The sequence below is a fragment of the Mesorhizobium sp. WSM3859 genome (assembly GCF_002295065.1).
In the GTDB taxonomy this organism is placed as follows: domain Bacteria; phylum Pseudomonadota; class Alphaproteobacteria; order Rhizobiales; family Rhizobiaceae; genus Mesorhizobium.
Window position 1 is genome coordinate 107,674 of record NZ_NSGG01000002.1, and the last position, 13,710, is coordinate 121,383.

The window sequence follows — 13,710 nt, forward strand, 5'->3', positions numbered from 1 at the left end:
TCGATTGGGAGGTCCCGCCGAAGGCCCCGCGCTAACGCTAAGGGTTCCAGCGGCTGGAAGGTCAAGCGGGCTCGGAGCGGAAAAATTCGCCTGACGGATCGCAATCGGCGCAGGGGCGTTCATCCGCAGTACAACCAGCCGTTTCATCGAACAGCGCGAGAAACCGCATGCTTATCCAACCGATCGATTATTTCCTCGTCGCCTGGTTCGTGCTCGCGGCCGGGTCGACGCTCTATGTCGGTTTCGACCAATACCGCAACAATCCCGAGCCGGTGGTGATGAAATGGGGGTTCATCCTGGTGACGCTCTATATGGGCCCGCTCGGGCTGTTGCTCTACGTGCTCGCCGACAAGGAGCCGCGCCCCGGCGAGCACGAAACCTTCACCGAACCGCTCTGGAAGCAGGGCGTCGGCTCGACCATCCACTGCGTCGCCGGCGACGCCACCGGCATCATCCTTGCCGCGGTCGTCACCGCCACGCTCGGGCTGCCGATGTGGCTCGACCTCATCGTCGAATACCTAGCCGGCTTTGCCTTCGGCCTGTTCATCTTCCAGTCGCTGTTCATGAAATCGATGATGGGCGGCAGCTATTGGGAGAATGTGAAGAAGAGCTTCCTGCCCGAATTCATCTCCATGAACTTCATGATGGCCGGCATGGCGCCGGTCATGAGCTTCCTGATGATGGGCCGCGACATGCGCGCCATGGAACCGGGCGAGCTTCTGTTCTGGGGCGTGATGTCGCTCGGCGTGATCGCCGGCTTCACACTTGCCTACCCCGCCAATGTCTGGCTGGTCGCGCGCGGCCTGAAGCATGGGCTGATGACCGAGCGTGCGCGCAAGGTCGGGGCAGCGCGCCATCCTGCCGGAGGTCAGCATGCGCACATGCAAATGCAGCAAGCCGACGCCAGCGGCCATGGCGATCACAAACACGCCACGACCTCTCAAAAAGGCAAGGGAAGCGGCGGCCATCACATGCTCTCGGACGCGACCACGCCGCAGATCGCGGCGCTGGGCGCGGTGTCCGCGCTGGCCCTGGCGATCGGCATGGCGGCGCCGGCGAACTGGCTGAACCTCAGGCTGTCGGCCCGCGACGTCGGCGGGGTGATCATGCCACAGGGCATGATCATGGACCGCGACACACCCGCCGAGACCATGCGCGACATGGCGGCGGCCGATCCGCGTCTCGTCACCGCCTCCTATGGCCTCACCGCGAAGGGCGACCAGGAGCTGCCGTTCCGCATGGAAAACGGCGTGAAGGTGTTCGAGCTCACACCGTCGGTGATCCGCTGGCAGATCCTGCCAAATGTCACGGTCGACGCCTATGCCTATAACGGCCAGATCCCGGGACCGCGCATCCATATCCGCCAGGGCGACCGGGTGCGCATCAAGGTCACCAACGGACTGCCGGAAGAGACCACGGTGCACTGGCATGGTTTGATCCTGCCCAACCAGATGGACGGGCCGGCCGAAATCACCCAGCCGCCGATCGAGCCCGGACAGAGCTATTCCTACGAATTCACCGCCACCCAGCACGGCACCTATTTCTACCACCCGCACGCCAAGCCCGACCGCACCCAGGCGCTCGGCCTCTATGGCGCGCTGATCATCGATCCCGCCAACCCCGCCGACGAGGTCGCCGCCGACCACGACTATGTCATCGAGCTGCAGGAATGGCTGGTGCGCGAAGGCCTGACCTATCCGTCGATGCCGATGGACGGCGGCATGCCGAACTTCTTCACCATCAACGGCAAGGCCTATCCGTCGACCGATACGATCCGCATGAAGGTCGGCGAGACGCTGAAGGTCCGCTTCATCGGCACCAACAACGGCTTCATCCATCCGATGCACATCCATGGCGGGCCGTTCGAAGTGGTCGCCCGCGACGGCGAGGCGATTCCCGCCACCGCGCGTTTCCTTGCCGACACAATCAATGTCGGACCGGGCCAGCGCTATGATGTCGTGTGGAAGGCACAGCGACCCGGCAAGTGGCTCATCCACTGCCACATCGCGCATCACACCACGAACAACAATGCCGAGGAGAACGGCGGCGGCGGGCTGATGGTTGTTATCGATGTCACGTGATCGCGCTAGGGCGCGCCGCATTCCCAGCCCGACCAACCCGTCTGGAGCTTGGAACCCTTGCCGCTCTCGCAGGGTTTATATGCGAGGCGTATTGCCATGGAAGACAAACCACCTGCCGAAAACCCGGGAAGGATCTTCGTCACCGTGCTCGCGGTCTGTCTTATCGTCATCGCCTTGTTTTTTATTGGCTTCAGATATTCGGAGCCCGATCAGGGAGCTTTGATCGTGCCCGGAGCGGCGCAGGGCAGCAAGTGATCGGCCCGAAATCCTTGCCCACTAAGACATGGAAAAGGCTGTAACGCTTTGATTTTGCCTATCATTCCCTCATAGATTTTTAGATTCAGGATCACGCGCCAGGGAAGAAACAGGTTTTCCGAAACGTTTATCGAACAGGCAACGCTCAGCGTCTGGCGCCCGACAAGGCGCTCATGAGCAAGAAATCCTCCGGCAACAGCGCGCACTGCGCCCGAGGCCAGGGAGACAGTAGATGTCCGCCAACGCCTACATCAACCGGATCGCCACAGCGGTTCCGGAACACGAAGTCCACCAGTTCTACCTGTGCTACGCGGCCTCCATGCTAACCGCCGATCGCAGGAGAATATTCCAGCGCATGGCCGGCCTTGCCGGCATCGAGCACCGCTTTTCCTGCTTTGCGCCCGCCCTCGACCCCGAAGGGATGTCGGCCGACCTTGCCGGGACATTCAGGCGCGGCGCGTTTCCTGGAACGGCCGCCAGGATGGCTATGTTCAGCCAAGCAGCACCCATTCTGGCGCAAAAGGCCGTCGACGGACTGCGGCTTGGCGGCGAGGCATCGCGCATCACCCATCTTATCATCACCACCTGCACCGGTTTCTCCGCGCCGGGAATCGACCTCGACCTTGCCGCACGCTGCGGCCTGCCGGACGGCATCGAACGCACGATGATCGGGTTCATGGGCTGCTATGCCGCGGTCAACGCCCTCAAGCTTGCCCGCCACATCGTCCGCTCCGACCCGCTGGCGAGGATTCTTGTGGTCAATATCGAAGTCTGCACGCTGCATCTGCGAGAAACCACCGAACTGGAAAAGCTGCTATCCTTCTGCCTTTGGGGCGATGGCTGCGCGGCAACGCTCGTCACCGCCGAGCCGCTCGGCATCGAGCTCGACAGCTTCCGCTGCACCGTCGCGGATGAGCGACGGGAGCTGATGACCTGGGATATCCGCGACCACGGCTTCGATATGTTTCTTTCCGGCAAGGTGCCTGCGGCGGTCCAGGAAACGTTGCGAAGCAACCAGGACGCTATCCTCGGTGGGCGGCCGCCGGAGGACATCGACCTCTGGGCCGTGCATCCCGGTGGGCGCAGTATTCTTGATGCCGTCGAGAGGGCGCTCGATCTCGCGCCGGCCGCGCTCGGGCCGTCGCGCGAGGTGCTGCGCCGATACGGTAACATGTCGTCGGCGACGGTCATGTTCGTGATGGAAGAGATGCTGAAGGCGCCAAGCGATCAGCTCGGCTGCGGCATGTCGTTCGGACCAGGACTGACGGCCGAGACCATGTTGTTCCGAACCGTGTCATGAACGCGCTCGAGCAACGGACACTCGTCCCGGAAATCCTCGATGGCCTTGCCGCGGACGATCCGCGGGCGCTCCGCTCGCGGCGCGATCTCGCCCGCATCAACGCGCTGATGTTCCAGGTGCCGATCATGGTCTCGCTCATGAGGACATTCATGGCCAAGCCGCCAGGCCGCATCCTTGAGATCGGCGCCGGCGACGGCACCTTCATGCTGAAAGTGGCGCGGCGCATGGCAAGAGACTGGCCGCAGGTGGAGCTGACGATGCTCGACCGCATCGGCCTCGTCACCCCTGGGCTTACGACGGATTTCGCCGGTCTGGGATGGAAGCTCGAAACCGCCACCGACGATGTCTTCGACTGGGCGCAGAAGGCGGATAGCGTGGCCTTCGATGTGATCACGGTCAACCTGTTTCTACATCATTTCGACGACGCCGGCCTGCTGCGCCTGTTTTCGCTGCTGGGTCGCAGGGCGCCATTGCTGCTGGCGACGGAACCGCGGAGGAAGGGATTGGCGCTCGCGGCGACCCGCCTTCTGCCGGCGATCGGCGCCAATGACGTGACCAGGCATGACGCCGCCCAGAGCGTGCGCGCCGGCTTCCGCGGCAGCGAACTTTCCGATCTCTGGAGCGCCGCGGGCGGACGGCCGCTCGAGGAGCGGTGCGCCGGTCCCTTCTCCCATGTCTTTGCCGGCGCCGCGTCGATGCCTGCCGCAAATGCGCCATGAGACCGGCATCGACCCACGATGCGATCGTCATCGGCGCCGGCCCGGCTGGCACCTCGGCGGCGCTGGCGCTAATCCGGCGCGGTTGGGCCGTAGCGATCGTGGAAAGGAACGTTTTTCCGCGTCGCAAGGTGTGCGGCGAATATATCTCGGCAAGCAATCTCGCGCTCCTCGAGCGGCTGGAGATTGGCGATGCGTGGCGGGCCGAGGCAGGCCCCGAAATTCGCCGGGTCGGCCTCTTTTCCGGCGACACCAGCGTCGAGGCGCCTATGCCGAGGTCCGGACCAGCGGCAGGAAACGGTTTTGGTCGTGCGCTCGGCCGCGATGTGCTGGACTCCTTGCTGTTGAATGCGGCCCGATCGGCCGGCGCGGAAGTCTTCCAGCCGTGCCGCGCCACCGCAATCGAACGCGATGGCGCCTGCCAGGCGGTGCGAATCCAGGCAGGAGCCGCGAATTCCCGCGACGAGGCCGCGATCCTGCGGGCGCCGGTGATTGTCGCCGCGCACGGCTCGTGGGAGCCGGGGCCGCTGCCCAGCCATTTCGCGAAGAAAAGCCACCCCTCGGACCTGCTCGGCTTCAAGGCGCATTTTTCAGGATCGACGCTGCCGCCCGACCTGATGCCACTGCTGACGTTTCCCGGCGGCTATGGTGGCATGGTGCTCGCAGACCATGGGCGCATGTCCCTCTCCTGCTGCATAAGGCGCGATGTGCTCGCCCGGTTGCGCGGCAGCCATGCCCGCGAGCGCGGTAGCCAGATCTCCGCGGCCGAAACCATCGAGCATCATATTGTGGCGAGATGCCGAGGCGCGCGGGAAGCCTTGGCACAAGCGCATCTCGACAGTCCATGGCTTGCTGCCGGCCCGATTCGTCCAGGCATCCGCCCTGGCTACGCGGCGGACATCTTCCGCGTTGGCAATGCCGCCGGCGAGTCGCATCCGATCATCGCCGAAGGCATATCGATGGCGCTTCAGTCCGGCTGGCTCCTGGCTATGGAACTGAGCGAGGCGGCAAGCGGGCAGAGAGGACGCGAGGCGGCCGGCAGACGGTATGAGGCGGCCTGGAGAGAATTGTTCTCGACCCGCATCCATGCTGCCGATGCCATCGCCCGGTTGGCGGTTGGCACCGGCGGCGCTGCCTTGATGGAGGCGGTCGTCCGCAATTTCCCGCGGGCGCTCACCTTGGGAGCTCGGCTTAGCGGCAAGACGAAACCCGTTCCCGGCTTGACCGAGGCACGCCCGGCGGGGGGCGGCTGAGCTGCCACCCCTGTCAGCTTGCGACCAGGCAGTGTCGTGGACCGGGGGTTTTGGAACATTCCGGACCATCCTGAGTTTCATGTTTGTTCCGGCTTTTTGCCGCCAAGCCCGCAATGCGGAGTGATGTGGCCCGAAGGCGGCGCTCGCCACGCTTACGGGAGGCAGTGCCATGGCTCAGCATACGATCCCCCACAATCCGCACAGCACGGCAAGCATTGCGGGCCATCCCATCCACGCAATGCTGATCCCTTTCCCGATCGCCTTCTTCGTCGCGACTTTCGTCTGCGACCTGATCTTCTGGCGAACCGGCAACCCAGGCTGGGTTTCCGCGTCGCTCTGGCTTCTCGGCGCGGGCCTGATCATGGCCGCGCTGGCCGCTCTTGCCGGCCTCACCGATGTGCTCGGCGATACCCAGATCCGCAATCTTCAGGACGCATGGCTTCATGCCGGCGGCAACGTGATCGTCGTCCTGATCGAACTCTACAACTGGTACTCGCGATATAGCCATGCGGAGGCGGCCGTGGTCCCCGTTGGCCTGATGCTGTCGCTGATCGTCGTTCTCATTCTTCTGTTCACCGGCTGGAAGGGCTGGGGAATGGTTTATCGGCATCATGTCGGTGTCGCCGATGGGACGGACGAAACGCCCTGAACGCGCCAGGGTGGGATCGCGGTCAGGAGCTTGAATTCCGACGCCGGTGACAAGGCTCCACAACGCATGGATTCCACCCCTTCAGTCGCCCCCGCTTTCCAGCGCAGGTGACCTTTTTTTGGGGTGATCTCCGCGCCGCAATGCCTGCTGCCGGTTCTGCCGGTTGGCCCACCGCATCCTTTGTCTGGCTGTTCCACTGCCAGGCGTCGGGCCGCATTTTGACCCCAATCGATCGATACGCGGCCAAGATCGCTGCGGTTCCGGTCTTCACGGTTTCTTGACAGAGGCCGGAAAAACGGGCAGCAAGGCGGGTGAGGGAGAGCATTTTTACCGTGGCGAAGACCATGGAAGGCTCTTTTTTCGTATGGACCGTCGCCAAAATCGGCGATTGGTGGAGGGATTGGTTAACCATCTTTGTCCATCTTTTGAATCAATCGGCAACAGACGCGTGAAGGTGCAGGGGGCACCGGCGAACTGTGATCGTGACGGGTGCCAGGTCCGCAAACCGGCATGCCGATTGAGAGTGGTCGTATGGCGTTTTTGCGTTTGAAAAACCGGGGTGACGCTCCTCAAGGGGGGGTAACTTCGAAAAAGTCTGGTCATCGTTGGGTCCTGGTGCCTGCTGTCGGCGCCGCCCTCGCCCTGTGGTCCGCCGCCACCTTGGCGGGGCTCTATTCGGTGAGCACCTCGCTGACCGCCGCTTCCAACGGATTGCCGCAGGGCGTGCTTTCGCCACGCACCATCGCGCTTGGCGACCAGCGCCGGCAGATCGCCAATACCTGGGCGCCGCATCTTGGTGTCTATGGCGGCTACAAGGCAGGCTCGCTCACCGGCGGCTGCGATGCCGGCTGCTTCAGGCTCGCGACAAGCTTCAGGCAGGGCGGCCAAATTGCTGAAAAACTTAAGAATAAAGTTCTCGACGGCAAGATGGCGCGCCTCAGGCTGCCCTCGCCCGACAGCGTCGCGCATGAAAAGGTCGTCGTGGTTGCTTCGGCTGCCGGAGCCGCCGACCGCTTCGATGGCGTGGTGAAGCGCGCCGCGCTTTCGCCGCAGAAGCTTGCCGATGCCTTTGCCCGCGCCGAGAAGGCGCCGTTCCTGCTGGCCAGCCTGCCTTCGGCAAGCCGCTTCGGCGGCGCACAGCCGGACGCCTACGCCCCGATCGAGGCGCGCTTCGGTTTGCAGCCGCCCGAGACCCCCGGCGCTTCCGAACTGGCGCTGGCGCTTGCCAACGTCGCGCCCGAGGATACGGCGGATGTTCCGACCGCCGTCGCGCTGCAAAACAGCGACGCGCCGGATGTCGCCGGCCCCGATGCTGCGGACAACGGCCTGGACGGCCAATACCAGGTCGCCTCGCTGCCGCCGCAGGACGATTTGCCCGATGCCATTGCCGTGCCCGGCCTTCGCCCGCGCACCACGCTGGAGCGCGCCACCCAGGCGCCTGAACAGAACGCGGCCAAGCCGCAGAAGCCGGAGGCCGTGAAGCCGCAGGCCGCCAAGGCCATGCCGCAGCCAGCCGCGGCCGACACCGCGCAAAGCGCGCCGACGGCGGTTTCACCGAGAAGCGGCGACCAGGCCCTGCCTGGCGTGGCGAATTCGAAGCCGATAGTGGCCGACACCAAGCCCGGCAAGCGCAAGGCGCAGGCGTCGGAGATGCTCGCCTATGCCAAGCCGGACACGCCGGAGCGCGGCAACCTTGGCGGCGCTTTCCGTAACCTGTTCAATGGGCCTTCGACGGGCAATGGCGTGGCGGTCTATGACATTTCGGCGAGAACCGTCTACATGCCTGACGGTTCGAAGCTGGAGGCGCATTCGGGATACGGCTCGATGGTCGACCAGCCGCGCTTCGTCAACCGCAAGAATGTCGGCCCGACGCCGCCTGACACCTACAATCTGTCGATGCGTGAATCGCGCTTCCATGGCGTCGAGGCCATCAGGCTCACGCCGACCAGCGGCAGCAACAAATATGGCCGCAACGGCTTGCTCGCCCACACTTACATGCTGCGCGGCGGCCGTGCGGAATCCAATGGCTGCGTCGTCTTCAAGGACTATCACCGCTTCCTTGCCGCCTACAAAAGCGGCAAGATCAAGCGCCTTGTCGTCGTCCCACGCCTGACAAGCTCCCCCACCCGGGTCGCCCAGGAGGGCCGCCAGGGTTAAGCATGCCCCTGCCGGCGAACGTGTCGCCGGCATTTGTCAGTCCCCACTTGCTGGTCCGAAGGGCCTCGCGCCAAAAAATGCGCTCGGGCCACCGCCATGCCGTCGCGGCTTGCGGCCATGACGGCAACCTGGGAAGCGATAACGACCCTTCCCAGGATGTAGATATGGCGCGGCCCGGGCTTGCGGCAAGCCCCCGGGCATGGCGTATCAACGCTGCTCCGAAAAAAGAAAACGGAGCACGGAATGCGGATCTTGTTATCGACCTACGGCTCGCGCGGCGACGTCGAGCCTTTGGCGGCGCTGGGCGCGGCCCTGCAGGCGCATGGCGTCGAGGCCCGGGTGAGCGCGCCGGGCGACGCGGAGTTCGCCGCGCTTCTGGAGCGCGCCGGCGTGCCGCTGGCGCCGGCTTTCGCGCCGGTGCGCGAATGGGCGAAGGAGATGGTCAATCGGTCACGATCGGCCTCGCCCGAGGACAGGGCCAGGCTCATCTCCGGCCAGGCGGCCGAGATCGCCGCCAGACAATATGAGGCGCTGAGCGCGGCCGCCGAAGGCTGCGACGCGGTGGTGGCGTTCGGGCTCTTCCCATCCTGCGCCGCCGCGCGGCTGGTCGCGGAACAACGCGGCATGCGCTACATGCTCGGCACGTTCTGCCCTATCTGGCTGCCGTCGCAGCACAACCGGCCGCATGAATATCCAGGACATCCGCTGCCGGCCGGCGTGACCGACAACCGGCTGCTGTGGGAAACAGATATCCGGACCAAGAACGCGCTCTTCGGCGAGGCGGTCAACGGCCAGCGCGCATCGCTCGGATTGCCGCCCGTGCAGAATGTCCGGGATTATGTCTACGGCAATCCCGTCCTGCTCGCCTGCGATCCGGTGCTGGGGCCGTGGCTGCCCTCGGACCTGATCGATGCCGTGCAGACCGGCGCCTTGATCCTGCCGGACGAACGGCCCCTCCCCGATCGGCTCAACGCGTTCCTCGATGCCGGTCCGCCGCCGGTCTATGTCGGCTTCGGCTCGATATCGGTCGCGAGCGAAACCGGCCGCGCCGCCATCGAAGCGATCCGCGCCAAGGGCCTTCGCGCGGTGCTCGCGCGTGGCTGGGCTGGGCTCGGCCTCGTCGACGATGGCGACGACTGCCTTGAGATCGGCGAGGTCAACCAGCAGGCGCTGTTCAGCCGCGTCGCAGCGGTCATCCATCACGGCGGCGCCGGCACCACCGTTGCCGCCGCGCGGGCGGGAGCGGCGCAGCTGGTCGTGCCGCAGATCGGCGACCAGCCTTATTGGGCCAAGCGTGTGGCCGAGCTCGGCATCGGCGCCGCGCATGACGGCCCGGTGCCAACGACGGGGTCTCTGTCGGCGCCATTGGACGTGGCGCTGGCGCCGGAAACCCGCTCTCGCGCGGCGGCAGTGGCTGGCAAGATCCGCGCCGACGGCGCCGAGGTGGCGGCAAGGCTGCTGATTGAGCTGCTCGGCCAATCCAGGCGGTGAACTCATTGCGTGGTCAGTTCCGCCAGCGCCCTTTGCAGGGGCGCAGGCGAGATCTGGATCGGACCTGAAAAGGGCGAGTCCATGTCGATGATCAGATAGATCGCCGCGGCCACCAGCGCCGCGGAAATGAGGCATGTGAAGACGACGGTCCCATTGCGCGGCGCCCTGAAACCGAAGCTGGCGAAGATCAGCGTCAGCCAGGCGATGAGCAGGACGATCAATGGTGCGGGAATGGCGCCCTCGGACTGCTCGGCAAGTATCCAGCGTTGCTCGACCAGCTTTTGCAGCTGCTGTGTCGCGGCCTGCTGCGCAGCGGTCTGCCTGGCATCTGTGGGCGTCAATCCCGCCATGAGGTCGCCGACTTGATTGAGCAGCAGCTCCGACAGCCTGTTCGGGACGACGGTCGTGTCGCTGTCGGCCGTGGAGGTCTCGACGACGCGCTGGACATAGGCGGTGAGCGACTGTCGGGCGCTGTCCGCCTCCGGCCCATAGAGTCGGAGCGTTCGGTCGAGCAGAATGAGATCGGTGGCGAAGGTGTGCACGTTGCCGTTGATGGACTCGAATGTGTTCCGGGCCGAGTTGATCATCAGGCCAAGCATGAGCGAGGCCATCACCACGAAAAGGTTCGCGGCAAGCCGCAGCACCGCGCTGGTGTCGTCCCCAAGGTGGTGAGCGGGGAAGCGCTCGTGCACCATCAGGCTGACCAGCGACGCCCCGGCCAGGCAAGCAAAGATCGCTGTCCCTACAAGCACTTCGCCCATGGCTGACATTGTAGCCGAGGCGCGGCGCTTGCCAATCGGCTGCGCGGCGGCTTAATCAGCGTCGAAGCATACGGACCTATATCGTTGGCCGACAAGGGAGACTTTCCCGCCGGTCTCCATGCACTGCGAAGCGAAGGTCGAAAACCGCTTTCAATACCGGGCGAAGGCGCTATCTATGGCGCGGGGCGGCTCCCAATCACTCACGAGGCAATCCATGACAATTCGCGCTGTCGTCTGGGGCGAGAACATCCATGAGCGGACCAATGAGGTGGTGGCCTCCATCTATCCGGAAGGCATGCATGCGACCATCGCCAAGGCGCTGAATGCCGACGAGGCGATTTCGGCCTCGACGGCGACGCTGGAGCAGCCGGAGCACGGCCTGCCGGTATCCCGTCTTGCCGACACCGACGTGCTGGTCTGGTGGGGGCACAAGGATCATGGCGCGGTGGCCGACGAGGTTGTCGAGCGTGTTGCAAAACGCGTTTGGGAAGGAATGGGGCTGATCGTGCTGCATTCCGGCCATTTCTCCAAGATCTTCAAGCGGCTGATGGGCACGCCCTGCACGCTGAAATGGCGCGAGGCCGGCGAGCGCGAGCGGCTCTGGGTAACAAGCTCCAGCCATCCGATCGCCGAAGGCGTCGGCGAGTTCTTCGAGCTCGAGAACGAGGAGATGTATGGCGAGCAGTTCGCCGTGCCTGAGCCGCTGGAAACCGTTTTTATTTCCTGGTTCCAGGGCGGCGAGGTGTTCCGCTCAGGCCTTACCTACCGGCGCGGCGCCGGCAATGTCTTCTACTTCCGGCCCGGACACGAGACCTATCCGACCTATCACGACGCCACCGTGCACAAGGTGCTGCGCAATGCGGTGAAATGGGCGCACAACCCGCAAGGGTCGAAGCCCGCCATCCTGAATGCGCCGAACGTGCCGGTCGAGAAGGCGCTGGAGCCGATCGTCGAGCGCGGCGGTAAGCTGCACGCGCATGGCGAGGCCGGCTTCCGCTAAAAATGCGCTTCCCTCTTTACTTTGGATTGCGCGGAGACAGCGCCTGGGTCACATTCGCCTGGCGTTATTGAATCGAACCAAATCGCTCGGAGAAGCAGAAAATGCGGCTTTTGATACTGGGTACCGGCTGGATGGCGCAGGAGCATGCCCGCCGCTTCGGCGCCATCGAGGGCGTCGACATCGTCGGCGCGGTTGATGTCGATGCGGCTCGCGTCGCCGAGTACGCTGACGCCTACAAGATTCCGAAGCGCTTTACCTCGCTGGAGGAGGCGATCGACTGGGGCGGCTTCGACGCGGTCGCAAATGTCACCCCCGACCGCATCCACCATCCGACCACCATGGCGCTGGTCGCCGCCGGCAAGCCGGTATTGTGCGAGAAGCCGCTGGCGGAAAATTTCAGCAAGGCCAGCGAAATGGCCGACGCGGCGGAAGCCGCCGGCATCGTCAACATGGTCAACCTCACCTATCGCAATGTGGCCGCGCTGCAGAAGGCGCGCCACATGGTCCAGGCCGGCGAGATCGGCACCGTGCGCCATGTCGAGGCGTCTTATCTGCAGAGCTGGCTGGTGTCGAAATTCTGGGGCGACTGGCGCACCGATCCGAAATGGCTGTGGCGGCTGTCACGCGGCCACGGCTCCAACGGCGTGCTCGGCGACGTCGGCATCCATATCCTCGATTTCGCCAGCTATGGCGCCGCGCTCGACATCGACCATGTCTTCTGCCGGCTGCGCGCCTTCGACAAGGCGCCGGGCAACCGCATTGGCGACTACCAGCTCGACGCCAATGACAGCTTCGCCATGACGCTCGACTTTTCCAACGGCGCCTTCGGCGTGGTGCATGCCAGCCGCTGGGCCACCGGCCATATCAACGAACTGCGCCTGCGCATCCATGGCGACAAGGGCGGCGTCGAGGTGGTGCACAATCTCGAAGGTTCGCAACTGAAGGCCTGTATCGGCGACAATATCGAGAGCGCCAAATGGGAGGAACTTGACGCAGGATCCGTGCCGACCAATTACCAGCGCTTCGTCGAGGCGGTGAAGAGCGGCGTGCAGACCGAGCCGACTTTCCGCCACGCGGCGGGCTTGCAGAAGGTTCTGGACCTCGCCGTGGTGTCGGATGAGAAGCGCGCCGAGTTGAGGGCCCACGCGGATACGCAATAGCGCCTTTCCTCGCCCCGCCAGAGGCGGGGAGAGGTGGCCGCGAAGCGGACGGAGAGGGGGGCTTCGTAAGGCGCTCCCCTCTCCGTCTCGGGTTCGCCGAGCCACCTCTCCCCACTTCGTGGGGCGAGGAACCAGGATCACACTCCGCGATAAATCCCCACCGCCGCGGCAACCAGCGCGGCGTTGCCATCCGCCACGCTGCCGTCCGGCAACTCCTTGCCATCCTCCAACCCAACTCGGGTCGAAAATTTCCGCAGCGCCGCCCGCTGAACAAAAGGCCACACCGTCGCGTTCTCGCCATGCAGCAGGATCGAACGCTGGATACCCTCGCGCTGCAGCACCTTTTCGATGCCGTTGGCGACAGCGAAGGCCTCGTCCAGCGTCTGCTCGGAAATCTCGATCAGCACGCGCAGCACCCGCCCGCCATGGTCGAGACTGGCAAGCCTGAGCGCGTCGCCGATCGAGGCCAGCCCGGCCTCGATACCGATGCCGCGCTGGCGCAGGCTTTCCATGACGACGGGCGCCGCTGTCTCGCTGAGATTGACCGAGGCATAGTCGGGCAGCACGCGCCATCCGGAGATGGCAACCAGCGTGCGCAGGTCGTCCCTCTCGATCCAGGCGCCGGTGGAAACGCCAATCAGCGTGCCCGGACAGGCGCGGCGGAGTGCCGCGACCGTCCTGTCCATCGCTTCCGGCGCCAGGCTTTCCTGGCCATCGCCTCCGCGCGCATTGACATGCAGTTCGGCCGCGCCCGCAGCGATCGAGGCGGCTGCGTCGCGCGCTATCGCCTCGGGATCGAGCGGCAAGGCAGGATGGAAGCTGGCGGGACGGGCACCGTTGATGCAGGCCTGGACGATCATCTTTGCGGCAATCCTGTTTTCGGCTGG

12 protein-coding genes are annotated in these 13,710 nt (G+C 64.9%); 10 read left to right on the plus strand and 2 right to left on the minus strand.

Annotated elements, in window-relative coordinates; translation table 11 throughout:
* The first annotated feature begins 167 nt into the window (after positions 1-167).
* The 8 genes from CK230_RS04235 to CK230_RS04265 all read left to right on the plus strand — a co-directional run bounded on the left by CK230_RS04235 (position 168) and on the right by CK230_RS04265 (position 9,902).
* Positions 168-2,081 carry a DUF4396 domain-containing protein gene (locus tag CK230_RS04235; RefSeq protein WP_095815960.1) on the plus strand — a complete coding sequence of 638 codons (1,914 nt, stop codon included), beginning with the start codon at positions 168-170 and terminating at the stop codon, positions 2,079-2,081.
* 96 nt (positions 2,082-2,177) lie between these two features.
* Positions 2,178-2,336, plus strand: coding sequence for a hypothetical protein (locus tag CK230_RS33020; protein ID WP_176480009.1), 159 nt, complete (start codon positions 2,178-2,180; stop codon positions 2,334-2,336).
* 232 nt (positions 2,337-2,568) lie between these two features.
* Entirely contained in the window at positions 2,569-3,636 is a 1,068-nt protein-coding gene (locus CK230_RS04240; RefSeq protein WP_095815961.1) for a type III polyketide synthase, read from the plus strand.
* A complete protein-coding gene (locus tag CK230_RS04245; protein ID WP_095815962.1) occupies positions 3,633-4,355 on the plus strand; it encodes a methyltransferase domain-containing protein in 723 nt (240 codons plus the stop codon). The genes CK230_RS04240 and CK230_RS04245 overlap by 4 nt, the downstream gene beginning before the upstream one ends.
* On the plus strand, positions 4,352-5,605 hold the full coding sequence (locus CK230_RS04250) for an NAD(P)/FAD-dependent oxidoreductase (protein ID WP_095815963.1): 1,254 nt from the start codon (positions 4,352-4,354) through the stop codon (positions 5,603-5,605). The genes CK230_RS04245 and CK230_RS04250 overlap by 4 nt, the downstream gene beginning before the upstream one ends.
* A 169-nt stretch (positions 5,606-5,774) precedes the next feature.
* Complete coding sequence (locus tag CK230_RS04255) at positions 5,775-6,254, plus strand: DUF2231 domain-containing protein (protein ID WP_245429818.1); 480 nt, start codon at positions 5,775-5,777, stop codon at positions 6,252-6,254.
* Between the two features lie 615 nt (positions 6,255-6,869).
* Complete coding sequence (locus CK230_RS04260) at positions 6,870-8,411, plus strand: DUF2778 domain-containing protein (RefSeq protein ID WP_245429819.1); 1,542 nt, start codon at positions 6,870-6,872, stop codon at positions 8,409-8,411.
* A gap of 243 nt (positions 8,412-8,654) precedes the next feature.
* Positions 8,655-9,902, plus strand: a complete 1,248-nt coding sequence (locus tag CK230_RS04265; protein WP_095815965.1) for a glycosyltransferase — start codon at positions 8,655-8,657, stop codon at positions 9,900-9,902.
* A 2-nt stretch (positions 9,903-9,904) separates the two neighbouring features.
* Here the strand turns inward: CK230_RS04265 and CK230_RS04270 are convergent, their stop codons facing one another.
* Entirely contained in the window at positions 9,905-10,663 is a 759-nt protein-coding gene (locus CK230_RS04270; protein WP_095815966.1) for a DUF4239 domain-containing protein, read from the minus strand.
* Positions 10,664-10,877: 214 nt separating this feature from the next.
* Here CK230_RS04270 and CK230_RS04275 point away from each other — a divergent pair, with 214 nt between their 5' ends.
* Together CK230_RS04275 and CK230_RS04280 are read left to right on the plus strand one after the other, a co-directional pair.
* Complete coding sequence (locus CK230_RS04275) at positions 10,878-11,663, plus strand: ThuA domain-containing protein (RefSeq protein WP_095815967.1); 786 nt, start codon at positions 10,878-10,880, stop codon at positions 11,661-11,663.
* 101 nt (positions 11,664-11,764) lie between these two features.
* Positions 11,765-12,823 carry a Gfo/Idh/MocA family oxidoreductase gene (locus tag CK230_RS04280; RefSeq protein WP_095815968.1) on the plus strand — a complete coding sequence of 353 codons (1,059 nt, stop codon included), beginning with the start codon at positions 11,765-11,767 and terminating at the stop codon, positions 12,821-12,823.
* A gap of 137 nt (positions 12,824-12,960) precedes the next feature.
* On the opposite strand, the gene CK230_RS04285 is transcribed toward CK230_RS04280, so the two are convergent.
* On the minus strand, positions 12,961-13,683 hold the full coding sequence (locus CK230_RS04285) for a 3-keto-5-aminohexanoate cleavage protein (protein WP_095815969.1): 723 nt from the start codon (positions 13,681-13,683) through the stop codon (positions 12,961-12,963).
* Positions 13,684-13,710: the final 27 nt, after the last annotated feature.